Source organism: Escherichia sp. 10290 (assembly GCF_030295155.1).
Classification (GTDB): Bacteria; Pseudomonadota; Gammaproteobacteria; order Enterobacterales; family Enterobacteriaceae; genus Escherichia; species Escherichia coli_F.
In genome coordinates this window covers 5,113,593-5,138,989 of sequence record NZ_AP025741.1, presented here as the reverse complement: position 1 = coordinate 5,138,989, position 25,397 = coordinate 5,113,593, and the positions used below count along the sequence as shown (strand labels likewise).

Genomic DNA, 25,397 nt, shown 5'->3' with positions numbered 1-25,397 from the left:
CGTGCGCGGATTACGCTTCAACAATTGCCAGAATGTCGCTTTCGGACATGATCAACACTTCTTCATTGTCGATCTTCTCAGATTTCACACCGTAGCCATCGTTGAAAATAACGATGTCGCCAACTTTCACGTCCAGCGGCTTCACTTCGCCATTTTCAAGGATACGGCCATTGCCGACAGCCAGCACTTCGCCACGGGTAGATTTAGCCGCTGCAGAGCCGGTCAGAACGATGCCGCCAGCAGATTTAGTTTCAACTTCTTTACGCTTGACGATCACGCGATCATGCAATGGACGAATATTCATTGATAACTCTCCTTTGAGAAAGTCCGTATCTGTTATGGGTGACGCCGGACCTTAAGTGGTTTCCCGGCTGGTGACCAGAGAAATGGGGGTGAGGCTTCGCCCCTTCAAGGGGGAAAATGAAAAAAAATTCTGATCAGCACAAAATCAGGTGAAAACACTGATTCACCTCACATTTCATCGCAATTTATTCATCGCCGTCATAAGCGAATCTGATTGTGCTACCATCGAAAATCTACGCAGTTGCCCAAGATTTGGGCGCAATCGGACATCAACCCATGAGTGGACTCAAACAAGAACTGGGGCTGGCCCAGGGCATCGGCCTGCTATCGACGTCATTATTAGGCACTGGCGTGTTTGCCGTTCCTGCGTTAGCTGCACTGGTAGCAGGCAATACCAGCCTGTGGGCGTGGCCCGTTTTGATTATCTTAGTGTTCCCGATTGCAATTGTGTTTGCGATTCTGGGTCGCCACTATCCCAGTGCAGGCGGCGTCGCACACTTCGTCGGTATGGCGTTTGGTTCGCGGCTTGAGCGAGTCACCGGCTGGTTATTTTTATCGGTCATTCCCGTGGGTTTGCCTGCCGCGCTACAAATTGCTGCCGGGTTCGGCCAGGCGATGTTTGGCTGGCATAGCTGGCAACTGTTGTTAGCAGAACTCGGTACGCTGGCGTTGGTGTGGTATATCGGTACTCGCGGTGCCAATTCCAGTGCTAATCTACAAACAGTTATTGCCGGACTTATCGTCGCGCTGATTGTCGCTATCTGGTGGGCGGGTGATATCCAACCTGCGAATATCCCCTTCCCTGCACCTGGTAATATCGAACTTACCGGGTTATTTGCTGCGTTATCAGTGATGTTCTGGTGCTTTGTCGGTCTGGAAGCATTTGCCCATCTTGCCTCGGAATTTAAAAATCCAGAGCGTGATTTTCCTCGCGCGTTGATGATTGGTCTGCTGCTGGCAGGATTAGTCTACTGGGGCTGTACGGTAGTCGTCTTACACTTCGACGCCTACGGTGAAAAAATGGCAGCGGCAGCATCGCTTCCAAAAATTGTGGTGCAGCTGTTCGGTGTAGGGGCGTTATGGATTGCCTGCGTGATTGGCTATCTGGCCTGCTTTGCCAGTCTCAACATTTATATACAGAGTTTCGCCCGCCTGGTCTGGTCACAAGCGCAACATAATCCTGACCACTACCTGGCACGCCTCTCTTCTCGTCATATTCCGCGTAATGCCCTCAATGCGGTGCTCGGCTGCTGCGTGGTGAGCACGTTGGTGATTCATGCTTTAGAGATCAATCTGGACGCACTTATCATCTATGCCAATGGCATCTTTATTATGATTTATCTGTTATGCATGCTGGCAGGCTGTAAATTATTGCAAGGACGTTATCGACTACTGGCGGTGGTTGGCGGGCTGTTATGCGTTCTGTTACTGGCAATGGTCGGCTGGAAAAGTCTCTATGCGCTGATCATGCTGGCGGGGTTATGGCTGTTTCTGCCAAAACGAAAAACGCCGGAAAATGGCATAACCACATAATCCGGCGTTTCGGCATTAATCCTGGCGATCGTCTTTATGATCAAGGCGGTCGCGCTCATCATCCTTTCGCTGGTACTCACCATCAAAAGTATTACCGCCACCGGTCCCGGCGCTAAAACCGCCGCCTGGCATGCGAGAAAAGCGCAAATGCGGCATCAACTTCACCGTCAGATGCTTTTGCACCGGCGGTAATAAAAGCAGAAGGCCGAGGAAGTCGGTGAAAAAGCCCGGTAATAAAAGCAGCAAACCGGCAATGATCAGCGAAACACTTTTAATCATCTCCGCCGCTGGGTTTTCACCTGCCGCCATTTTTTGCTGCATCAGCACGAAATTCTTAAAGCCCTGGTTACGTACCAGTGACATACCGATAACTGACGTGAATATAACCAGCACGAGGGTCAGCAATACCCCCAATACATGGGCAACCTGAATAAAGATTGAAATCTCAATATAGACATAAAGGAAAATGGCAATAAAAGGTAACCAGCGCAAAGGTTTCTCCTGTAATAGCAGCCGGTTAAACCCGGCTACCTGAATGGGTTGCGAATCGCGTTCAGCTTATATTGTGGTCATTAGCAAAATTTCAAGATGTTTGCGCAACTATTTTTGGTAGTAATCCCAAAGCGGTGATCTATTTCACAAATTAATAATTAAGGGGTAAAAACCGACACTTAAAGTGATCCAGATTACGGTAGAAATCCTCAAGCAGCATATGATCTCGGGTATTCGGTCGATGCAGGGGATAATCGTCGGTCGAAAAACATTCGAAACCACATATATTCTGTGTGTTTAAAGCAAATCATTGGCAGCTTGAAAAAGAAGGTTCACATGTCAAACAACATTCGTATCGAAGAAGATCTGTTGGGTACCAGGGAAGTTCCAGCTGATGCCTACTATGGTGTTCACACTCTGAGAGCGATTGAAAACTTCTATATCAGCAACAACAAAATCAGTGATATTCCTGAATTTGTTCGCGGTATGGTAATGGTTAAAAAAGCCGCAGCTATGGCAAACAAAGAGCTGCAAACCATTCCTAAAAGTGTAGCGAATGCCATCATTGCCGCATGTGATGAAGTCCTGAACAACGGAAAATGCATGGATCAGTTCCCGGTAGACGTCTACCAGGGCGGCGCAGGTACTTCCGTAAACATGAACACCAACGAAGTGCTGGCCAATATCGGTCTGGAACTGATGGGTCACCAGAAAGGTGAATATCAGTACCTGAACCCGAACGACCATGTTAACAAATGTCAGTCCACTAACGACGCCTACCCGACCGGTTTCCGTATCGCAGTTTACTCTTCCCTGATTAAGCTGGTAGATGCGATTAACCAACTGCGTGAAGGCTTTGAACGTAAAGCTGTCGAATTCCAGGACATCCTGAAAATGGGTCGTACCCAGCTGCAGGACGCAGTACCGATGACCCTCGGTCAGGAATTCCGCGCTTTCAGCATCCTGCTGAAAGAAGAAGTGAAAAATATTCAACGTACCGCTGAGCTGCTGCTGGAAGTTAACCTTGGCGCAACAGCAATCGGTACTGGTCTGAACACGCCGAAAGAGTACTCTCCGCTGGCAGTGAAAAAACTGGCTGAAGTCACTGGCTTCCCATGCGTACCGGCTGAAGACCTGATCGAAGCGACCTCTGACTGCGGCGCTTATGTTATGGTTCACGGCGCGCTGAAACGCCTGGCTGTGAAGATGTCCAAAATCTGTAACGACCTGCGCTTGCTCTCTTCTGGTCCACGTGCCGGCCTGAACGAGATCAACCTGCCGGAACTGCAGGCGGGCTCTTCCATCATGCCAGCTAAAGTAAACCCGGTTGTTCCGGAAGTGGTTAACCAGGTATGCTTCAAAGTCATCGGTAACGACACCACTGTTACCATGGCAGCAGAAGCAGGTCAGCTGCAGTTGAACGTTATGGAGCCGGTCATTGGCCAGGCTATGTTCGAATCCGTTCACATTCTGACCAACGCTTGCTACAACCTGCTGGAAAAATGCATTAACGGCATCACGGCTAACAAAGAAGTGTGCGAAGGTTACGTTTACAACTCTATCGGTATCGTTACTTACCTGAACCCGTTCATCGGTCACCACAACGGTGACATCGTGGGTAAAATCTGTGCCGAAACCGGTAAGAGTGTACGTGAAGTCGTTCTGGAACGCGGTCTGTTGACTGAAGCGGAACTTGACGATATTTTCTCCGTACAGAATCTGATGCACCCGGCTTACAAAGCAAAACGCTATACTGATGAAAGCGAACAGTAATCGTACAGGGTAGTACAAATAGAGAAGGCACGTCAGATGACGTGCCTTTTTTCTTGTGAGCAGTAACTTAAAAATAACAATCTAATATCAACTTGTTAAAAAACAAGGAAGGCTAATATGCTAGTTGTAGAACTCATCATAGTTTTGCTGGCGATCTTCTTGGGCGCCAGATTGGGGGGAATAGGTATTGGTTTTGCAGGCGGATTGGGGGTGCTGGTTCTTGCCGCTATTGGCGTTAAACCCGGTAACATCCCGTTCGATGTCATTTCCATTATCATGGCGGTTATCGCCGCTATTTCTGCCATGCAGGTTGCTGGCGGTCTGGACTATCTGGTTCATCAGACAGAAAAGCTGCTGCGCCGTAACCCGAAATACATCACGATCCTCGCACCGATCGTGACCTATTTCCTGACAATCTTTGCTGGTACTGGCAACATCTCTCTGGCAACGCTGCCTGTTATCGCTGAAGTTGCGAAGGAACAAGGCGTTAAACCGTGCCGTCCGCTGTCTACTGCAGTGGTATCCGCGCAGATTGCGATCACCGCATCGCCAATCTCAGCGGCCGTGGTTTACATGTCTTCCGTAATGGAAGGTCATGGCATCAGCTACCTCCATCTGCTCTCCGTGGTCATCCCGTCCACCTTGCTGGCGGTTCTGGTGATGTCCTTCCTGGTCACTATGCTGTTCAACTCCAAACTCTCTGACGATCCGATTTATCGCAAGCGTCTGGAAGAAGGCCTCGTTGAACTGCGCGGTGAAAAGCAGATTGAAATCAAATCCGGTGCAAAAACGTCCGTCTGGCTGTTCCTGCTGGGCGTAGTTGGCGTGGTTATCTATGCAATCATCAACAGCCCAAGCATGGGTCTGGTTGAAAAACCGCTGATGAACACCACCAACGCAATCCTGATCATCATGCTCAGCGTTGCAACTCTGACCACCGTTATCTGTAAAGTCGATACCGACAACATCCTCAACTCCAGCACCTTCAAAGCAGGTATGAGCGCCTGTATTTGTATCCTGGGTGTTGCGTGGCTGGGCGATACTTTCGTTTCCAACAACATCGACTGGATCAAAGATACCGCTGGTGAAGTGATTCAGGGTCATCCGTGGCTGCTGGCCGTCATCTTCTTCTTTGCTTCTGCTCTGCTGTACTCTCAGGCTGCAACCGCAAAAGCACTGATGCCGATGGCTCTGGCACTGAACGTTTCTCCGCTGACCGCTGTTGCTTCTTTCGCTGCGGTGTCTGGTCTGTTCATTCTGCCGACCTACCCGACGCTGGTTGCTGCGGTACAGATGGATGACACGGGTACTACCCGTATCGGTAAATTCGTCTTCAACCATCCGTTCTTCATCCCGGGTACTCTGGGTGTTGCCCTGGCCGTTTGCTTCGGCTTCTTGCTGGGTAGCTTCATGCTGTAATGACCAATCGCGGGGCTTCAGGCCCCGCTTTCTTTCCCGCCGACTAACATCCTTCCCCCGTCCGTTGTATAGTGACCTCTCTCTTGCGGTTCCATCTGTTCTTGCGAGGTGTTTATGCTTGATGAAAAAAGTTCGAATACCGCGTCTGTCGTGGTGCTATGTACGGCACCGGATGAAGCGACAGCCCAGGATTTAGCCGCCAAAGTGCTGGCGGAAAAACTGGCGGCCTGCGCGACCTTGATCCCCGGCGCTACCTCTCTCTATTACTGGGAAGGTAAGCTGGAGCAAGAATACGAAGTGCAGATGATTTTAAAAACTACCGTATCTCTCCAGCAGGCACTGCTGGAATGCCTGAAGGCTCATCATCCATATCAAACCCCGGAACTTCTGGTTTTACCTGTTACACACGGAGACACAGATTACCTCTCATGGCTCAACGCATCTTTACGCTGATCCTGCTACTTTGCAGCACTTCCGTTTTTGCCGGATTATTCGACGCGCCGGGACGTTCACAATTTGTCCCCGCAGATCAAGCCTTTGCTTTTGATTTTCAGCAAAACCAACATGACCTGAATCTGACCTGGCAGATCAAAGACGGTTACTACCTCTACCGTAAACAGGTCCGCATTACGCCGGAACACGCGAAAATTGCCGACGTGCAGCTGCCGCAAGGCGTCTGGCATGAAGATGAGTTTTACGGCAAAAGCGAGATTTACCGCGATCGGCTGACGCTTCCCGTAACCATCAACCAGGCGAGTGCGGGAGCGACGTTAACTGTCATCTACCAGGGCTGTGCTGATGCTGGTTTCTGTTATCCGCCAGAAACCAAAACCGTTCCGTTAAGCGAAGTGGTCGCCAACAACGCAGCGTCACAGCTTGTGTCTGTTCCGCAGCAAGAGCAGCCCACCGCGCAATTGCCCTTTTCCGCGCTCTGGGCGTTGTTGATCGGTATTGGTATCGCCTTTACGCCATGCGTGCTGCCAATGTACCCACTGATTTCTGGCATCGTGCTGGGCGGTAAACAGCGGCTCTCCACTGCCAGAGCATTGTTGCTGACCTTTATTTATGTGCAGGGGATGGCGCTGACTTACACTGCACTGGGTCTGGTGGTTGCCGCCGCAGGGTTACAGTTCCAGGCGGCGCTACAGCACCCATACGTGCTCATTGGCCTCGCTATCGTCTTTACCTTGCTGGCGATGTCAATGTTTGGCTTGTTTACCCTGCAACTCCCCTCTTCGCTGCAAACGCGCCTCACGCTGATGAGCAATCGCCAACAGGGCGGCTCACCTGGCGGTGTATTTGTTATGGGGGCGATTGCCGGACTGATCTGTTCACCATGCACCACCGCACCGCTTAGCGCGATTCTGCTGTATATCGCCCAAAGCGGGAACATGTGGCTGGGCGGCGGCACGCTTTATCTCTATGCGTTGGGCATGGGCCTGCCGCTGATGCTAATTACCGTCTTTGGTAACCGCTTGCTGCCGAAAAGCGGCCCGTGGATGGAACAAGTCAAAACCGCGTTTGGTTTTGTGATCCTCGCACTGCCGGTCTTCCTGCTGGAGCGAGTGATTGGTGATATATGGGGATTACGCTTGTGGTCGGCGCTTGGTGTCGCATTCTTTGGCTGGGCCTTTATCACCAGCCTACAGGCCAAACGCGGCTGGATGAGCGTAGTGCAAATAATTCTGCTGGCAGCAGCATTGGTTAGCGTGCGCCCACTTCAGGATTGGGCATTTGGTGCGACGCATACCGCGCAAACTCAGACGCATCTCAACTTTACACAAATCAAAACGGTAGATGAGTTAAATCAGGCGCTCGTTGAAGCCAAAGGCAAACCAGTGATGTTAGATCTCTATGCCGACTGGTGCGTCGCCTGTAAAGAGTTTGAGAAATACACCTTCAGCGACCCGCAGGTGCAAAAAGCGTTAGCAGACACGGTATTACTTCAGGCCAACGTCACTGCCAACGACGCCCAAGATGTGGCGCTGTTAAAGCATCTTAATGTCCTTGGCCTACCGACAATTCTCTTTTTTGACGGACAAGGCCAGGAGCATCCACAAGCACGCGTCACGGGCTTTATGGATGCTGAAACCTTCAGCGCACATTTGCGCGATCGCCAACCGTGAACGACACTTGCAGTGGGAAAGACGGAGGAAAATAGCGTGCAACGTGAAGATGTACTGGGAGAAGCCCTGAAATTATTAGAATTACAAGGGATTGCCAACACCACGCTGGAGATGGTTGCTGAACGTGTGGATTATCCACTGGACGAGCTACGCCGCTTCTGGCCAGACAAAGAGGCAATCCTCTATGATGCGCTGCGCTATCTTAGCCAACAGATAGATGTCTGGCGTCGTCAGCTGATGCTGGACGAAACGCAAACCGCCGAACAAAAGCTGCTGGCACGTTATCAGGCGTTATCGGAGTGCGTTAAAAACAACCGCTATCCGGGCTGTCTGTTTATCGCTGCCTGTACGTTTTATCCCGATCCTGGCCACCCTATTCATCAACTGGCCGATCAGCAAAAAAGCGCGGCCTACGATTTCACCCACGAACTGTTAACCACGCTGGAAGTTGACGATCCGGCGATGGTAGCAAAGCAGATGGAACTGGTGCTGGAAGGCTGTTTAAGCCGAATGCTGGTGAATCGTAGCCACGCGGATGTCGACACCGCACATCGGCTGGCAGAAGATATCCTGCGCTTCGCTCGCTGCCGCCAGGGTGGCGCACTGACCTGACAGAAACACAGAAAAGAAGCGATTTGCCGCAATCTTAAGCAGTTGAATCGCTTTTACTGAAATTAGGTTGACGAGATGTGCAGATTACGGTTTAATGCGCCCCGTTGCCCGGATAGCTCAGTCGGTAGAGCAGGGGATTGAAAATCCCCGTGTCCTTGGTTCGATTCCGAGTCCGGGCACCAAATTCATATAAACGGACCTCCACGGAGGTCCGTTTTTCGTTTCAGGACGCCATGTGATTTAAGCGTTCTGCCTTCAAATCATTTCTAACAATCTCAACCAAATTTTCCCACATCGCCAGCATGTTGCGGGTATACCCCAGCTCTGGGAAATTTATCCCTAAGCTATGAATGACTCTCACGAAATGTCGTGCGGCTGCGTGATGCAGTTGAAAATCAAATGATGTCATCAAGAGCTTAACGGTATCGTTGCCGATGACATATATAAAGCACAACCTCGGGCAGAACGCCGACTGATGAGATTTTCTGAATGAGAACAAAGAGAAATGTATCAGTCCGCTTGCTCATGCAAAGACTAACAATCCATAAAAATAGTAAGCGCGCCGGGCAATTTCCCATGGATTATTTTCTGAACATTTTTCTTTGGCAAAGATGATGAATTTTGATGATAAGGAATATTACTTCTGGTTCTCAGTAAAATCCTTTCGTAATACTATGTAATCAAGAAGTTTATGGCTGGTAAAAATAACGTCTTGCATTCACCAATTATATGTAAATAAAACCATCTATAGATGGTAAAAATAGGTTGTGGCAATTATCATTGAACCATTCCCTTTTCGAATGAGTTTCTATTATGCAACAACCTGTAGTTCGCGTTGGCGAATGGCTTGTTACTCCGTCCATAAACCAAATTAGTCGCAATGGGCGTCAACTTACCCTTGAGCCGAGATTAATCGATCTTCTGGTTTTCTTTGCTCAACACAGTGGCGAAGTACTTAGCAGGGATGAACTTATCGATAATGTCTGGAAGAGAAGTATTGTCACCAATCACGTTGTGACGCAGAGTATCTCAGAACTACGTAAGTCATTAAAAGATAATGATGAAGATAGTCCTGTCTATATCGCTACTGTACCAAAGCGCGGCTATAAATTAATGGTGCCGGTTATCTGGTACAGCGAAGAAGAGGGAGAGGAAATAATGCTATCTTCGCCTCCCCCTATACCAGAGGCGGTTCCTGACACAGATTCTCCCTCCCAAAGTCTTAACATTCAAAGCACCGCAACACCACCTGAACAATCCCCAGTTAAAAGCAAACGATTCACTACCTTTTGGGTATGGTTTTTTTTCCTGTTGTCGTTAGGTATCTGTGTAGCACTGGTAGCGTTTTCAAGTCTTGATACACGTCTTCCTATGAGCAAATCGCGTATTTTGCTCAATCCACGCGATATTGACATTAATATGGTAAATAAAAGTTGTAACAGCTGGAGTTCCCCGTATCAGCTCTCTTACGCGATAGGCGTGGGTGATTTGGTGGCGACATCACTTAACACCTTCTCCACCTTTATGGTGCATGACAAAATCAACTACAACATTGATGAACCGAGCAGTTCCGGTAAAACATTATCTATTGCGTTTGTTAATCAGCGCCAATACCGTGCTCAACAATGCTTTATGTCGGTAAAATTGGTAGACAATGCAGATGGTTCAACCATGCTGGATAAACGTTATGTCATCACTAACGGTAATCAGCTGGCGATTCAAAATGATTTACTGGAGAGTTTATCAAAAGCGTTAAACCAACCGTGGCCACAACGAATGCAGGAGATGCTCCAGCAAATTTTGCCGCATCGTGGTGCGTTATTAACTAATTTTTATCAGGCTCATGATTATTTACTGCATGGCGATGATAAATCATTGAACCGTGCCAGTGAATTACTAGGTGAGATTGTTCAATCATCCCCCGAATTTACCTACGCGAGAGCAGAAAAAGCATTAGTTGATATCGTGCGCCATTCTCAACATCCTTTAGATGAAAAACAATTAGCAGCACTGAATACAGAAATAGATAACATTGTTACACTGCCGGAATTGAACAACCTGTCCATTATATATCAAATAAAAGCGGTCAGTGCTCTGGTAAAAGGTAAAACAGATGAGTCTTACCAGGCGATAAATACTGGCATTGATCTTGAAATGTCCTGGCTAAATTATGTGTTGCTTGGCAAGGTTTATGAAATGAAGGGGATGAACCGGGAAGCAGCTGATGCATATCTCACCGCCTTTAATTTACGCCCAGGGGCAAACACCCTTTACTGGATTGAAAATGGTATATTCCAGACTTCTGTTCCTTATGTTGTACCTTATCTCGACAAATTTCTCGCCTCAGAATAAGTGACTCCCGGGTTGACTCATGCTCGGGAATATTTGTTGTTGATTTTTTGTATGTTATTGTTGATATAATATGTTGCGGCAATTTATTTGCCGCATATTTTTTATAACAGAAATTTAACCGAAAAACATCTCTTAATTCATTGTAAATATTGAATGTTTATCTTTTCATGATATCAACTTGCGATCCTGATGTGTTAATAAAAAACCTCAAGTTCTCACTTACAGAAACTTTTGTGTTATTTCACCTAATCTTTAGGATTAATCTTTTTTTTTGAGTAATCTTGTCGCCAGTTTGGTCTGGTCAGTAAATAGTTACGCATCATGACCCGGACTCCAAATTCAAAAATGAAATTAGGAGAAGAGCATGAGTTCTGCCAAGAAGATCGGGCTATTTGCCTGTACCGGTGTTGTTGCCGGTAATATGATGGGGAGCGGCATTGCATTATTGCCTGCGAACCTTGCAAGTATCGGTGGTATTGCTATCTGGGGTTGGATTATCTCTATTATTGGTGCAATGTCGTTGGCTTATGTATATGCCCGACTGGCAACAAAAAACCCGCAACAAGGTGGCCCAATTGCTTATGCCGGAGAAATTTCTCCTGCATTTGGTTTTCAGACAGGTGTTCTTTATTACCATGCTAACTGGATTGGTAACCTGGCGATTGGTATTACCGCTGTATCTTATCTTTCCACCTTCTTCCCTGTATTAAATGATCCTGTTCCGGCGGGTATCGCTTGTATTGCTATCGTCTGGGTATTTACCTTTGTAAATATGCTCGGCGGTACCTGGGTAAGCCGTTTAACCACTATTGGTCTGGTGCTGGTTCTTATTCCTGTAGTTATGACTGCTATTGTTGGCTGGCATTGGTTTGATGCTGCAACTTATGCTGCTAACTGGAATACCGCAGGTACTACTGATGGTCATGCGATCATTAAAAGTATTCTGCTCTGCCTGTGGGCCTTCGTGGGTGTTGAATCCGCAGCGGTAAGTACTGGTATGGTTAAAAACCCGAAACGTACCGTTCCGCTGGCAACCATGCTGGGTACTGGTTTAGCAGGTATTGTTTACATCGCTGCGACTCAGGTGCTTTCCGGTATGTATCCGTCTTCTGTAATGGCAGGCTCCGGTGCTCCGTTTGCAATCAGTGCTTCTACTATCCTGGGTAACTGGGCTGCGCCGATGGTTTCTGCATTCACCGCTTTTGCGTGCCTGACTTCTCTGGGTTCCTGGATGATGCTGGTAGGTCAGGCAGGTGTGCGTGCCGCTAACGACGGTAACTTCCCGAAAGTTTATGGTGAAGTCGACAGCAACGGTATTCCGAAAAAAGGTCTGCTGCTGGCTGCAGTGAAAATGACTGCCCTGATGATCCTCATCACTCTGATGAACTCTGCCGGTGGTAAAGCATCTGACCTGTTCGGTGAACTGACCGGTATCGCAGTACTGCTGACTATGCTGCCGTACTTCTACTCTTGCGTTGACCTGATTCGTTTTGAAGGCGTTAACATCCGCAACTTTGTCAGCCTGATCTGCTCTGTACTGGGTTGCGTGTTCTGCTTCATCGCGCTGATGGGCGCAAGCTCCTTCGAGCTGGCAGGTACCTTCATCGTCAGCCTGATTATCCTGATGTTCTACGCTCGCAAAATGCACGAGCGCCAGAGCCACTCAATGGATAACCACACAGCGTCTAACGCACATTAATTAAAAGTATTTTCCGAGGCTCCTCCTTTCATTTTGTCCCATGTGTTGGGAGGGGCCTTTTTTACCTGGAGATATGACTATGAACGTTATTGCAATATTGAATCACATGGGGGTTTATTTTAAAGAAGAACCCATCCGTGAACTTCATCGCGCGCTTGAACGTCTGAACTTCCAGATTGTTTACCCGAATGACCGTGACGACTTATTAAAACTGATCGAAAACAATGCGCGTCTGTGCGGTGTTATTTTTGACTGGGATAAATATAATCTCGAGCTGTGCGAAGAAATTAGCAAAATGAACGAGAACCTGCCGTTGTACGCGTTCGCTAATACGTATTCCACTCTCGATGTCAGCCTGAATGACCTGCGTTTACAGATTAGCTTCTTTGAATATGCGCTGGGTGCTGCTGATGATATTGCTAACAAGATCAAGCAGACCACTGACGAATATATCAACACTATTCTGCCTCCGCTGACCAAAGCACTGTTTAAATATGTTCGTGAAGGTAAATATACTTTCTGTACTCCTGGTCACATGGGCGGTACTGCATTCCAGAAAAGCCCGGTAGGTAGCCTGTTCTATGATTTCTTTGGTCCGAACACCATGAAATCTGATATTTCCATTTCAGTATCTGAATTGGGTTCTCTGCTGGATCACAGCGGTCCGCACAAAGAAGCAGAACAGTATATCGCTCGCGTATTTAACGCAGACCGCAGCTACATGGTGACCAACGGTACTTCCACTGCGAACAAAATTGTTGGTATGTACTCTGCTCCGGCAGGCAGCACCATTCTGATTGACCGTAACTGCCACAAATCGCTGACCCACCTGATGATGATGAGCGATGTTACGCCAATCTATTTCCGCCCGACCCGTAACGCTTACGGTATTCTTGGTGGTATCCCACAGAGTGAATTCCAGCACGCTACCATTGCTAAGCGCGTAAAAGAAACACCAAACGCGACCTGGCCGGTACATGCCGTAATTACTAACTCTACCTATGATGGCCTGCTGTACAACACCGACTTCATCAAGAAAACACTGGATGTAAAATCCATCCACTTTGACTCCGCGTGGGTGCCTTACACCAACTTCTCACCGATTTACGAAGGTAAATGCGGTATGAGCGGTGGCCGTGTAGAAGGGAAAGTGATTTACGAAACCCAGTCTACTCACAAACTGCTGGCGGCGTTCTCTCAGGCTTCCATGATCCACGTTAAAGGTGATGTAAACGAAGAAACCTTTAACGAAGCCTACATGATGCACACCACCACTTCTCCGCACTACGGTATCGTGGCGTCCACTGAAACCGCTGCGGCGATGATGAAAGGTAATGCTGGTAAGCGTCTGATCAACGGTTCCATTGAACGTGCGATCAAGTTCCGTAAAGAGATCAAACGCCTGAGAACGGAATCTGATGGCTGGTTCTTTGATGTATGGCAGCCGGATCATATCGATACCACTGAATGCTGGCCGCTGCGTTCTGACAGCTCCTGGCACGGCTTCAAGAACATCGACAATGAGCACATGTATCTTGACCCGATCAAAGTCACCCTGCTGACCCCGGGGATGGAAAAAGACGGCACCATGAGCGACTTTGGTATTCCGGCCAGCATCGTGGCGAAATACCTCGACGAACATGGCATCGTTGTTGAGAAAACCGGCCCGTATAACCTGCTGTTCCTGTTCAGCATCGGTATTGATAAGACCAAAGCATTGAGCCTGCTGCGTGCTCTGACTGACTTCAAACGTGCGTTCGACCTGAACCTGCGTGTGAAAAACATGCTGCCGTCTCTGTATCGTGAAGATCCTGAATTCTATGAAGATATGCGTATTCAGGAACTGGCTCAGAATATCCACAAACTGATTGTTCACCACAATCTGCCGGATCTGATGTATCGCGCATTTGAAGTGCTGCCGACAATGGTAATGACTCCGTATGCTGCGTTCCAGAAAGAGCTGCACGGTATGACCGAAGAAGTTTACCTCGACGAAATGGTAGGTCGTATTAACGCCAATATGATCCTTCCGTATCCGCCGGGAGTTCCTCTGGTAATGCCGGGTGAAATGATCACCGAAGAAAGCCGTCCGGTGCTGGAGTTCCTGCAGATGCTGTGTGAAATCGGCGCTCACTATCCGGGCTTTGAAACCGATATTCACGGTGCATACCGTCAGGCTGATGGTCGCTATACCGTTAAGGTATTGAAAGAAGAAAGCAAAAAATAATTAGCTCGTACAAGGGAAGTGGCTTGCCACTTCCCTTTTTTGCTCATAAGGAGAACACATGAAAACACCCTCACAGCCGCGCGCGATATACTATATCGTGGCGATCCAAATCTGGGAGTACTTCAGTTTTTACGGCATGCGTGCCTTACTCATTCTCTACCTCACCCATCAGCTTGGTTTTGATGATAACCATGCCATCAGTCTGTTCAGCGCATATGCTTCTCTGGTTTACGTTACCCCTATTCTCGGCGGCTGGCTTGCCGACCGCCTGCTCGGCAACCGCACTGCAGTGATTGCCGGCGCGCTGTTAATGACCCTTGGCCATGTGGTGCTGGGCATTGATACAAATTCAACCTTTAGCCTGTATCTGGCGCTGGCAATCATTATTTGTGGCTACGGTTTATTCAAATCGAACATCAGCTGTTTGCTTGGCGAGCTCTATGCCCCTGACGATCATCGACGTGATGGCGGTTTTTCGCTGCTGTATGCTGCGGGCAATATCGGTTCTATCGCAGCCCCCATCGCCTGCGGTCTGGCTGCTCAGTGGTATGGATGGCATGTTGGCTTTGCCCTTGCGGGTGGTGGCATGTTTATCGGTTTGTTGATTTTCTTAAGCGGTCATCGTCATTTCCAGTCAACGCGTAGTATGGATAAAAAAGCGCTCACTCGCGTGAAATTTGCCTTACCGGTATGGAGCTGGTTAGTGGTGATGCTCTGTTTAGCCCCAGTATTTTTTACCCTACTGCTGGAGAACGACTGGTCCGGATATTTGCTGGCGATCGTTTGCCTTATTGCTGCACAAATCATTGCCCGCATGATGATCAAATACCCCGAACACCGTCGTGCTCTTTGGCAAATAGTATTGTTGATGCTTGTCGGAACGTTGTTCTGGGTACTGGCACAACAGGGCGGCAGCACCATCAGCTTGTTTATCGATCGCTTTGTGAATCGTCAGGCATTCAATATTGAAGTGCCGACTGCGCTATTCCAGTCAGTGAATGCGATTGCAGTGATGCTCGCTGGGGTTGTTCTGGCCTGGCTGGCGTCGCCAGAAAGCCGCGGCAATTCAGCATTGCGCGTCTGGCTGAAGTTTGCCTTTGGCTTACTGCTGATGGCTTGTGGCTTTATGTTGCTGGCATTTGATGCCCGACATGCAGCGGCTGGCGGTCAAGCGTCAATGGGCGTGATGATATCCGGGCTGGCGCTAATGGGCTTTGCCGAACTCTTTATTGACCCGGTGGCGATTGCGCAAATCACGCGTCTGAAAATGTCTGGCGTATTAACCGGTATTTATATGCTGGCAACAGGCGCGGTCGCCAACTGGCTGGCAGGCGTCGTGGCACAGCAGACGACAGAGTCGCAAATTAGCGGAATGGCAATTGCAGCTTACCAGCGATTCTTTTCTCAGATGGGAGAGTGGACGTTGGCTTGTGTCGCGATCATCGTGGTATTGGCCTTTGCTACCCGTTTTCTGTTTAGCACGCCGACGAATATGATACAGGAGAGCAACGATTAACTGTCGTAAAAACAATTGGTTATGAATAAATTAACTTTCAGTTTATCACACTAGCAAATCGAGATTAATAAGTCATTTAAACCATTTTTATGGTTATTTATTAGTGATATCAACTTGAGGTAAGCGTTAGTTTCGATAAGATAAACTGAGTTATTAATAGTCGAGGCAGATAATACAGTGTACCGATCTGTCTCTTTATCTACGCTAAATTGAAAGCTGGATTTAGAGGAACCAAAATGTCTGAACGAGAAACACGGGGAGCCAATGAGGCTATTGATTTTAACGATGAACTGAGAAATCGCCGCGAAAAACTGGCAGCACTGCGTCAGCAAGGTGTGGCGTTTCCTAATGATTTTCGCCGCGACCATACCTCTGACCAGTTGCACGAAGAGTTTGATGCGAAGGATAACCAGGAACTGGAATCCTTAAACATTGAAGTCTCGGTTGCTGGCCGAATGATGACCCGTCGTATCATGGGGAAAGCCTCCTTTGTAACGTTGCAGGATGTCGGTGGCCGTATTCAACTGTACGTTGCACGAGATAGCCTGCCAGAAGGTGTTTATAACGATCAGTTTAAAAAATGGGACCTCGGCGACATTATCGGTGCCCGCGGTACGCTGTTTAAGACGCAAACGGGTGAACTTTCCATTCACTGTACTGAGCTGCGCCTGCTGACTAAAGCACTACGTCCTTTACCAGATAAATTCCATGGTCTGCAGGATCAGGAAGTCCGTTATCGTCAACGTTATCTGGACCTCATCGCTAACGATAAATCCCGTCAAACGTTTGTTGTCCGTTCAAAAATTCTGGCCGCTATCCGCCAGTTCATGGTCGCGCGCGGCTTTATGGAAGTAGAAACCCCGATGATGCAGGTAATTCCAGGTGGGGCATCTGCTCGCCCGTTTATTACCCATCATAATGCTCTGGATTTGGATATGTACCTGCGTATTGCGCCGGAGCTATATCTGAAACGTCTGGTTGTAGGTGGTTTTGAACGGGTATTCGAAATCAACCGTAACTTCCGTAATGAAGGTATTTCTGTTCGTCATAATCCTGAGTTCACGATGATGGAACTCTACATGGCGTATGCGGATTACCACGATTTGATTGAACTGACGGAATCACTGTTCCGCACTCTGGCACAAGAGGTACTGGGTACCACTAAAGTCACTTATGGCGAGCATGTGTTTGATTTCGGCAAACCGTTTGAAAAACTCACCATGCGCGAAGCAATCAAAAAATATCGTCCAGAAACCGATATGGCGGACCTGGATAATTTTGATGCTGCTAAAGCATTAGCTGAATCTATCGGAATTACGGTAGAGAAAAGCTGGGGGCTGGGACGCATTGTCACGGAGATCTTTGATGAAGTGGCAGAAGCACATCTGATTCAGCCAACCTTTATCACGGAATATCCGGCAGAAGTGTCACCGCTGGCGCGCCGTAATGATGTTAACCCGGAAATCACCGACCGTTTTGAATTCTTCATCGGTGGTCGTGAAATCGGTAATGGTTTTAGCGAATTAAACGACGCAGAAGATCAGGCGGAACGTTTCCAGGAACAGGTTAACGCTAAAGCTGCAGGTGACGACGAAGCCATGTTCTATGACGAAGATTACGTGACTGCGCTGGAATATGGTCTGCCGCCAACCGCGGGTCTGGGTATTGGTATCGACCGAATGATTATGCTGTTTACTAACAGTCATACTATTCGCGACGTTATTCTCTTCCCGGCGATGCGTCCACAGAAATAAATTTCATTTTAACGAACGAAGCAGTCAGACGACTGCTTCGTTCGTCGTTCCACAAATCCAGTTTCGAGGAGAGACGCTTCGTTTCAAGATAACCAGCGGGTCCACTCAACTACAGCTCCTAAAAGAGAGAAAAAAGTAATGCCACAGGCAGGCTCATTGGCCAGGTTATTCCGACCAGAAATGCACTAAGTAAACGAATATGTGTTTTCTCATGTGAGATAAACCAGATAATGACAAAGGATATGTTCACACCAATCACATAAAAAATTAATATTTTAGAGAATAGTGCCATTTTTTATGTTCTTCTTATCCTTCCTGACTACTTGTAAAACTGACGGAAATAGTCATCAACGGTCATAATGTTGAGGTCAAAATCAATATCCGGTAAGTCTAAGCATTTGAGCCTGATTAAATCTTCGATTTCACTTGCGGCTAACGATGTCGTTATTGCGAAGGAATTTTCATTCAATTGTCGTGGTATCCCATATTCATCAGCCACGATAGAGGAGAAATTCATATCATACATCAATGATCTTAACCTTAAGAACACTGAGGAATAAGATGATGGATAATCAAAAGAAACAACATAAGTATTGAACTTGTTTTTACCTTCCATAATATGACTCCTATCAATATTAAAACGATCTGGGGACGCACAACTTATTAACCCCGATCGATGATTCTCATATAGGAGATATTCTTTTTTTTTTGCTCAGTAAAGGGGATGACTTGGGACAAGAAAACGCTCTCTCTGACCATTCTTTGTGCATCCCCCTACCCTTCAGATTCTCTCCTGCATCACACCGCGGAGAGCATGAAAAATATCGTGACTCTGTACTCTCCCATCAACTGCGAATATCATCATACTCCCGCGTTTTATCAAATTCGTGTTTCGCAAATGGACATAATGGGATAATTTTTCGTTTTTCCCGACGCATTTTTTCCACGACTTTCGCAACCAGCTGTTTACCAATCCCCTGCCCTTTCAGGCTTTCATCGACATCGGTATGTTCGATAATCGCTAAATTCTTGCCGGTCGGCACAAAGACAATTTCAGCAATTTGCTTGCCCTGTTCGTCATTAATGTAAAATTTATTGTGGCCTTCGCGTATTTCCATTTTACCCTCGCTTATTTATGACGGTATTTCAGCGCGCCGCTCGGGCACGTATCAATCACTTTAACCACAGTGGCAACGTCGACTTCATCCGGCATGATCCACGGCTTTCGTTTGAGATTAAATAACTTGCCGTTGCCACGTACGCAATTGCCAGAATGCTGACATATCGCAGTGTTGAAATAGACATCGATCTTTTCGCCGGTATAACAGCGATAACCCCCGTCCAGTAGCGCCTGATCCATGACCTTCCCTCTCTCATCAGTATGGTTTTCACTATAAGCATAGCCCTGGAATCTTCATACAGCACTGGCAGTTTCCGTTGCCAGAGTCTCTTCCCCTATATAGCCAATCATTCTTACTCCCTTTGAATTACCCGCCTCATCAGAGATAATGCTTAAGAAATTTGTCACACAAGGAAGCTGATGAGACATTCATTGCCCTACCGTATGTTACGCAAACGTCCGATGAAATTGAGTACCACTGTGATCTTAATGGTCAGCGCGGTACTGTTCTCGGTGCTATTGGTGGTGCATCTGATTTACTTCTCGCAAATCAGTGATATGACGCGAGACGGGCTAGCCAACAAGGCACTGGCAGTGGCGCGTACTCTCGCCGACTCGCCGGAAATCCGTCAGGGCTTGCAGAAAAAACCGCAGGAGAGCGGCATCCAGGCCATCGCGGAAGCCGTGCGCAAACGCAACGATCTGCTGTTTATTGTCGTTACCGATATGCAAAGTCTTCGCTACTCGCATCCTGAAGCCCAGCGTATTGGTCAGCCATTTAAAGGTGATGACATCCTTAAAGCGCTGAATGGCGAAGAAAATGTCGCTATCAATCGCGGTTTTCTGGCGCAGGCTTTACGCGTATTTACCCCCATCTACGATGAAAATCATAAACAAATTGGCGTGGTGGCGATCGGCCTTGAGTTAAGTCGCGTGACCCAACAGATCAATGACAGTCGCTGGAGCATCATCTGGTCGGTATTATTTGGCATGCTGGTCGGGCTGATTGGCACCTGCATTCTGGTTAAGGTACTGAAAAAAATCCTTTTCGGCCTGGAACCCTACGAAATCTCCACGCTGTTTGAGCAACGCCAGGCCATGTTGCAGTCTATCAAAGAAGGCGTCGTTGCCGTGGACGATCGCGGCGAGGTCACGCTGATCAACGATGCCGCACAAGAATTGCTGAATTACCGTAAGTCGCAGGACGATGAGAAACTGTCGACGCTAAGCCACGCGTGGTCACAGGTGGTAGATGTCTCGGAAGTGTTACGCGACGGTACCCCGCGGCGCGACGAAGAGATTACGATTAAAGACCGGCTATTACTGATCAACACCGTTCCGGTGCGCAGTAATGGCGTTATCATCGGTGCCATTTCAACCTTCAGGGACAAAACTGAAGTACGTAAACTGATGCAGCGACTCGACGGTCTGGTCAACTATGCTGACGCGCTTCGTGAACGATCCCACGAATTTATGAATAAATTGCATGTGATTCTCGGATTATTGCATCTGAAGAGTTATAAGCAGTTGGAAGATTACATTCTCAAAACAGCCAATAACTATCAGGAAGAGATTGGCTCTCTGCTGGGTAAGATCAAATCTCCAGTTATCGCTGGTTTTTTAATCAGCAAGATTAACCGCGCGACCGATTTAGGCCATACGCTGATTTTAAACAGCGAAAGCCAGTTGCCAGACAGCGGCAGTGAAGACCAGGTCGCGACGCTGATTACCACGCTGGGAAATCTGATAGAAAACGCGCTGGAGGCATTAGGGCCGGAACCCGGTGGCGAAATTAGCGTAACATTGCACTACCGTCACGGCTGGCTGCACTGTGAAGTTAACGATGATGGACCGGGGATCGCACCCGACAAAATCGATCACATTTTTGACAAAGGTGTCTCGACAAAAGGAAGCGAGCGAGGCGTCGGTTTAGCACTTGTCAAACAACAGGTAGAAAATCTCGGCGGCAGCATCGCCGTGGAATCGGAACCCGGGATTTTCACACAATTTTTTGTCCAGATACCCTGGGATGGGGAGAGGTCGAACAGATGATCAATGTATTAATTATTGATGACGACGCAATGGTCGCGGAGCTGAATCGTCGATACGTGGCACAAATCCCAGGCTTTCAATGCTGTGGAACGGCCTCGACGCTGGAGAAAGCCAAAGAGATTATCTTCAATAGCGATACGCCTATCGACCTGATATTGCTCGATATCTATATGCAAAAAGAGAACGGGCTCGATTTACTGCCTGTTCTGCATAATGCGCGTTGCAAAAGTGATGTGATTGTTATCTCTTCCGCTGCCGATGCCGCAACCATTAAAGATTCGCTGCATTACGGAGTCGTGGATTACCTGATCAAACCCTTCCAGGCTACCCGCTTTGAAGAGGCGCTCACCGGCTGGCGGCAAAAGAAAATGGCGCTGGAAAAACATCAGTATTATGACCAGGCCGAGCTTGATCAGCTAATCCACGGCAGCAGCTCCAACGAGCAGGATCCTCGTCGCTTGCCAAAAGGCTTAACACCACAGACGTTACGCACGCTGTGCCAGTGGATTGACGCGCATCAGGACTATGAGTTTTCAACCGACGAGCTGGCTAATGAGGTTAACATCTCGCGTGTTTCCTGCCGTAAATATCTCATCTGGCTGGTCAACTGCCACATCTTGTTCACCAGTATCCATTATGGCGTCACAGGTCGTCCGGTTTATCGTTATCGTATTCAGGCAGAACATTACTCACTACTTAAACAATATTGCCAATAACGATCACGGTTATCTGTAAGTAATAATTATTACAGTAATGCAAAATACCCCTGGCACAAGTTACATCGTTCATCAGTAAAACTTGTGCCAGATCAAATATAATTCCCCCTCTCTCACCGCTGAAAATTAATATCTCTTCGGATGAACGGTGTTTTTAATTTCAAAACGCTAACAAAAGTTAATTAACTATTATGTCGCCCACATTATGTGTATTTTTACCCACAAATGGGTAGTTAAGAATAATCTATAAACCTGATGATACCTACCCTGAGAACAAAAATTATACCAATAAGTATCAATAAGATAGCAGCAAACAAAACATTAACATCTGCGTAGTACAAACTATAAACCCATCGCCAGAGAGTATTTCTCTCTGAAAAAACCGCTTATCACAGTGCATAAATTTGCCGCTGCTTTAATCAGCCAATATTCACTGTGAGGTATTTACTCAAGCCGGTAACGACCAAACGGATATTTAGTCAAGCTCTGAAAACAGTTCATACAAAACAGAACGTGACTGTGATCTATTCAGCAAAAATTTAAATAGGATTATCGCGAGGGTTTACACATGTTATTTACTATCCAACTTATCATAATACTGATATGTCTGTTTTATGGTGCCAGAAAGGGCGGTATCGCGCTGGGTTTATTAGGCGGTATCGGCCTGGTCATTCTGGTCTTTGTCTTCCACCTTCAGCCAGGTAAACCACCGGTTGATGTCATGCTGGTTATCATTGCGGTGGTGGCGGCATCGGCGACCTTGCAAGCTTCGGGCGGTCTTGATGTCATGCTGCAAATTGCCGAGAAGCTGCTGCGCCGCAATCCGAAATATGTCTCCATTGTCGCACCGTTTGTAACCTGCACGCTGACCATTCTTTGCGGTACGGGCCACGTGGTTTACACCATTCTGCCGATCATCTACGACGTTGCTATTAAGAACAACATCCGTCCGGAACGTCCGATGGCGGCAAGTTCTATCGGTGCACAGATGGGGATTATCGCAAGCCCAGTGTCGGTTGCGGTCGTATCTCTGGTTGCGATGCTGGGTAATGTCACCTTTGATGGTCGCCATCTTGAGTTCCTCGACCTGCTGGCAATCACCATTCCATCGACGTTAATCGGTATCCTGGCGATCGGTATCTTCAGTTGGTTCCGCGGTAAAGATCTGGATAAAGATGAAGAGTTCCAGAAATTCATCTCCGTACCGGAAAACCGTGAGTATGTTTACGGTGATACCGCGACGCTGCTGGATAAAAAACTGCCGAAAAGCAACTGGCTGGCAATGTGGATCTTCCTCGGGGCAATCGCTGTAGTTGCACTTCTTGGTGCTGATTCGGACCTGCGTCCATCCTTCGGTGGCAAACCGCTGTCGATGGTACTGGTTATTCAGATGTTTATGCTGCTAACCGGAGCGCTGATTATTATCCTGACCAAAACCAATCCCGCGTCTATCTCAAAAAACGAAGTCTTCCGTTCCGGTATGATCGCCATCGTGGCGGTGTACGGTATCGCATGGATGGCGGAAACCATGTTCGGTGCGCATATGTCTGAAATTCAGGGCGTACTGGGTGAAATGGTGAAAGAGTATCCGTGGGCCTATGCCATTGTTCTGCTGCTGGTTTCCAAGTTTGTAAACTCTCAGGCCGCGGCGCTAGCGGCGATTGTTCCGGTCGCGCTGGCGATCGGCGTTGACCCGGCATACATCGTGGCTTCAGCACCGGCTTGCTATGGTTATTACATCCTGCCGACTTATCCGAGCGACCTGGCAGCGATTCAGTTTGACCGTTCCGGCACCACCCACATCGGTCGCTTCGTCATCAACCACAGCTTTATTCTGCCGGGGTTGATTGGTGTGAGCGTATCGTGCGTCTTCGGCTGGATCTTCGCTGCGATGTACGGGTTCTTATAAATGCACTTTGCGTGCCGCCCGTGACTGCGCGGCACGCCATTTTCGAATAACAAATACAGAGTTACAGGCTGGAAGCTATGTCAAACAAACCCTTTATCTACCAGGCACCTTTCCCGATGGGGAAAGACAATACCGAATACTATCTACTCACGTCCGATTACGTTAGCGTTGCCGACTTCGACGGCGAAACAATCCTGAAAGTGGAACCAGAAGCCCTGACTCTGCTGGCGCAGCAAGCCTTCCACGACGCTTCTTTCATGCTCCGCCCGGCACACCAGAAACAGGTTGCTGCAATTCTTCACGATCCAGAAGCCAGCGAAAACGACAAGTACGTGGCGCTGCAATTCTTAAGAAACTCAGAAATCGCCGCCAAAGGCGTGCTGCCAACCTGCCAGGATACCGGCACCGCGATCATCGTCGGTAAAAAAGGTCAGCGCGTGTGGACCGGCGGCGGTGATGAAGAAGCGCTGTCGAAAGGCGTCTATAACACCTATATCGAAGATAACCTGCGCTATTCACAGAATGCGGCGCTGGACATGTACAAAGAGGTCAACACCGGCACTAACCTGCCTGCGCAAATCGACCTGTACGCGGTAGATGGCGATGAGTACAAATTCCTCTGCGTCGCCAAAGGCGGTGGCTCTGCCAATAAAACGTATCTCTACCAGGAAACCAAAGCCCTGCTGACTCCCGGCAAACTGAAAAACTTCCTCGTTGAGAAAATGCGTACCCTCGGTACTGCAGCCTGCCCGCCGTACCATATCGCGTTTGTGATTGGCGGTACGTCTGCGGAAACCAACCTGAAAACCGTCAAGTTAGCAAGCGCTCACTATTACGATGAACTGCCGACCGAAGGGAACGAACATGGTCAGGCGTTCCGAGATGTCCTGCTTGAACAGGAACTGCTGGAAGAGGCCCAGAAACTCGGCCTTGGCGCGCAGTTTGGCGGTAAATACTTCGCGCACGACATCCGCGTGATCCGTCTGCCACGTCACGGCGCATCCTGCCCGGTAGGTATGGGCGTCTCCTGCTCCGCTGACCGTAACATTAAAGCGAAAATCAACCGCGAAGGTATCTGGATCGAAAAACTGGAACACAATCCAGGCCAGTACATTCCACAAGAACTGCGTCAGGCTGGTGAAGGCGAAGCGGTGAAAGTCGACCTTAACCGCCCGATGAAAGAGATCCTCGCCCAGCTTTCGCAATACCCGGTATCCACCCGTTTGTCGCTCACCGGCACTATTATCGTGGGTCGCGATATTGCACATGCCAAGCTGAAAGAGCTGATTGACGCCGGTAAAGAACTGCCGCAGTACATCAAAGATCACCCGATCTACTACGCGGGTCCGGCGAAAACGCCTGCCGGTTATCCATCAGGTTCACTTGGCCCAACCACCGCAGGTCGTATGGACTCCTACGTGGATCTGCTGCAATCCCACGGCGGCAGCATGATCATGCTGGCGAAAGGTAACCGCAGTCAGCAGGTCACCGACGCGTGTCATAAACACGGCGGCTTCTACCTCGGTAGTATCGGCGGTCCGGCGGCGGTACTGGCGCAGCAGAGCATCAAGCATCTGGAATGCGTCGCTTATCCGGAGCTGGGTATGGAAGCTATCTGGAAAATCGAAGTAGAAGATTTCCCGGCGTTTATCCTGGTCGATGACAAAGGCAACGACTTCTTCCAGCAAATCGTCAACAAACAGTGCGCGAACTGCACTAAGTAACCTCTTCGGCCCAGCGCCTGGCAGCATGCTGCCAGGTGATCCCCCTGGGCCACCTCTTTTGCGATTGTAA

At 48.4% G+C, this 25,397-nt stretch carries 21 protein-coding genes and 1 tRNA gene; 16 read left to right on the top strand and 6 right to left on the bottom strand.

Annotated elements, in window-relative coordinates; genetic code table 11:
- Positions 1-10: 10 nt before the first annotated feature.
- The gene (locus QUE74_RS25530; protein ID WP_001026276.1) at positions 11-304 is read right to left on the bottom strand and encodes a co-chaperone GroES; all 294 of its coding nucleotides are present in this window, start codon (positions 302-304) and stop codon (positions 11-13) included.
- A 275-nt stretch (positions 305-579) separates the two neighbouring features.
- Here QUE74_RS25530 and yjeH point away from each other — a divergent pair, with 275 nt between their 5' ends.
- A complete protein-coding gene (gene yjeH, locus QUE74_RS25525; RefSeq protein WP_000015862.1) occupies positions 580-1,836 on the top strand; it encodes an L-methionine/branched-chain amino acid transporter in 1,257 nt (418 codons plus the stop codon).
- Between the two features lie 15 nt (positions 1,837-1,851).
- Here yjeH and QUE74_RS25520 read toward each other — a convergent pair whose 3' ends face one another.
- Positions 1,852-2,328: an FxsA family protein gene (locus QUE74_RS25520; protein WP_001267448.1), complete on the bottom strand. Its 477-nt coding sequence runs from the start codon at positions 2,326-2,328 to the stop codon at positions 1,852-1,854.
- A gap of 336 nt (positions 2,329-2,664) precedes the next feature.
- On the opposite strand from QUE74_RS25520, the gene aspA reads away from it, so the two are divergent.
- The 11 genes from aspA to lysS all read left to right on the top strand — a co-directional run bounded on the left by aspA (position 2,665) and on the right by lysS (position 17,806).
- Positions 2,665-4,101 (top strand): aspartate ammonia-lyase, encoded by a 1,437-nt coding sequence (aspA, locus tag QUE74_RS25515; protein WP_000069437.1) that lies wholly within the window; start codon positions 2,665-2,667, stop codon positions 4,099-4,101.
- Between the two features lie 117 nt (positions 4,102-4,218).
- Entirely contained in the window at positions 4,219-5,520 is a 1,302-nt protein-coding gene (dcuA, locus tag QUE74_RS25510) for an anaerobic C4-dicarboxylate transporter DcuA (protein ID WP_000961957.1), read from the top strand.
- A gap of 114 nt (positions 5,521-5,634) precedes the next feature.
- Entirely contained in the window at positions 5,635-5,973 is a 339-nt protein-coding gene (gene cutA / locus QUE74_RS25505; protein ID WP_000883404.1) for a divalent cation tolerance protein CutA, read from the top strand.
- A complete protein-coding gene (dsbD, locus tag QUE74_RS25500) occupies positions 5,949-7,646 on the top strand; it encodes a protein-disulfide reductase DsbD (RefSeq protein ID WP_000068957.1) in 1,698 nt (565 codons plus the stop codon). Before cutA ends, dsbD begins: the two co-directional genes overlap by 25 nt.
- Before the next feature lie 36 nt (positions 7,647-7,682).
- Complete coding sequence (locus QUE74_RS25495) at positions 7,683-8,258, top strand: transcriptional regulator (RefSeq protein WP_001317578.1); 576 nt, start codon at positions 7,683-7,685, stop codon at positions 8,256-8,258.
- Positions 8,259-8,364: 106 nt separating this feature from the next.
- Positions 8,365-8,440, top strand: a tRNA-Phe gene (locus tag QUE74_RS25490).
- 631 nt (positions 8,441-9,071) lie between these two features.
- Positions 9,072-10,610: a lysine decarboxylation/transport transcriptional activator CadC gene (gene cadC, locus QUE74_RS25485; protein ID WP_001187202.1), complete on the top strand. Its 1,539-nt coding sequence runs from the start codon at positions 9,072-9,074 to the stop codon at positions 10,608-10,610.
- 364 nt (positions 10,611-10,974) lie between these two features.
- Positions 10,975-12,309, top strand: coding sequence for a cadaverine/lysine antiporter (gene cadB / locus QUE74_RS25480; protein ID WP_000092915.1), 1,335 nt, complete (start codon positions 10,975-10,977; stop codon positions 12,307-12,309).
- Between the two features lie 79 nt (positions 12,310-12,388).
- A complete protein-coding gene (cadA, locus tag QUE74_RS25475; RefSeq protein WP_001355092.1) occupies positions 12,389-14,536 on the top strand; it encodes a lysine decarboxylase CadA in 2,148 nt (715 codons plus the stop codon).
- A 58-nt stretch (positions 14,537-14,594) separates the two neighbouring features.
- Complete coding sequence (gene dtpC, locus QUE74_RS25470) at positions 14,595-16,052, top strand: dipeptide/tripeptide permease DtpC (RefSeq protein WP_000856811.1); 1,458 nt, start codon at positions 14,595-14,597, stop codon at positions 16,050-16,052.
- 236 nt (positions 16,053-16,288) lie between these two features.
- The gene (gene lysS / locus QUE74_RS25465) at positions 16,289-17,806 is read left to right on the top strand and encodes a lysine--tRNA ligase (protein ID WP_000003806.1); all 1,518 of its coding nucleotides are present in this window, start codon (positions 16,289-16,291) and stop codon (positions 17,804-17,806) included.
- A gap of 118 nt (positions 17,807-17,924) precedes the next feature.
- Here lysS and ghoT read toward each other — a convergent pair whose 3' ends face one another.
- The 4 genes from ghoT to yjdI form a co-directional block, all read right to left on the bottom strand.
- On the bottom strand, positions 17,925-18,098 hold the full coding sequence (ghoT, locus tag QUE74_RS25460; RefSeq protein WP_001173343.1) for a type V toxin-antitoxin system toxin GhoT: 174 nt from the start codon (positions 18,096-18,098) through the stop codon (positions 17,925-17,927).
- A 27-nt stretch (positions 18,099-18,125) separates the two neighbouring features.
- Positions 18,126-18,422: a type V toxin-antitoxin system endoribonuclease antitoxin GhoS gene (gene ghoS, locus QUE74_RS25455; protein ID WP_000398619.1), complete on the bottom strand. Its 297-nt coding sequence runs from the start codon at positions 18,420-18,422 to the stop codon at positions 18,126-18,128.
- Between the two features lie 229 nt (positions 18,423-18,651).
- Positions 18,652-18,924, bottom strand: a complete 273-nt coding sequence (locus QUE74_RS25450; RefSeq protein WP_000405650.1) for a GNAT family N-acetyltransferase — start codon at positions 18,922-18,924, stop codon at positions 18,652-18,654.
- 11 nt (positions 18,925-18,935) lie between these two features.
- A complete protein-coding gene (yjdI, locus tag QUE74_RS25445; RefSeq protein ID WP_000371704.1) occupies positions 18,936-19,166 on the bottom strand; it encodes a 4Fe-4S mono-cluster protein YjdI in 231 nt (76 codons plus the stop codon).
- Between the two features lie 180 nt (positions 19,167-19,346).
- On the opposite strand from yjdI, the gene QUE74_RS25440 reads away from it, so the two are divergent.
- The 4 genes from QUE74_RS25440 to fumB all read left to right on the top strand — a co-directional run bounded on the left by QUE74_RS25440 (position 19,347) and on the right by fumB (position 25,327).
- Complete coding sequence (locus QUE74_RS25440) at positions 19,347-20,978, top strand: sensor histidine kinase (RefSeq protein WP_001216471.1); 1,632 nt, start codon at positions 19,347-19,349, stop codon at positions 20,976-20,978.
- Positions 20,975-21,694, top strand: coding sequence for a two-component system response regulator DcuR (gene dcuR / locus QUE74_RS25435; protein WP_000611290.1), 720 nt, complete (start codon positions 20,975-20,977; stop codon positions 21,692-21,694). Before QUE74_RS25440 ends, dcuR begins: the two co-directional genes overlap by 4 nt.
- Positions 21,695-22,262: 568 nt before the next feature.
- Positions 22,263-23,603, top strand: coding sequence for an anaerobic C4-dicarboxylate transporter DcuB (gene dcuB / locus QUE74_RS25430; protein ID WP_000899522.1), 1,341 nt, complete (start codon positions 22,263-22,265; stop codon positions 23,601-23,603).
- A gap of 77 nt (positions 23,604-23,680) precedes the next feature.
- Positions 23,681-25,327, top strand: a complete 1,647-nt coding sequence (gene fumB / locus QUE74_RS25425) for a class I fumarate hydratase (protein WP_000066673.1) — start codon at positions 23,681-23,683, stop codon at positions 25,325-25,327.
- The last annotated feature ends 70 nt before the right edge of the window (positions 25,328-25,397 follow it).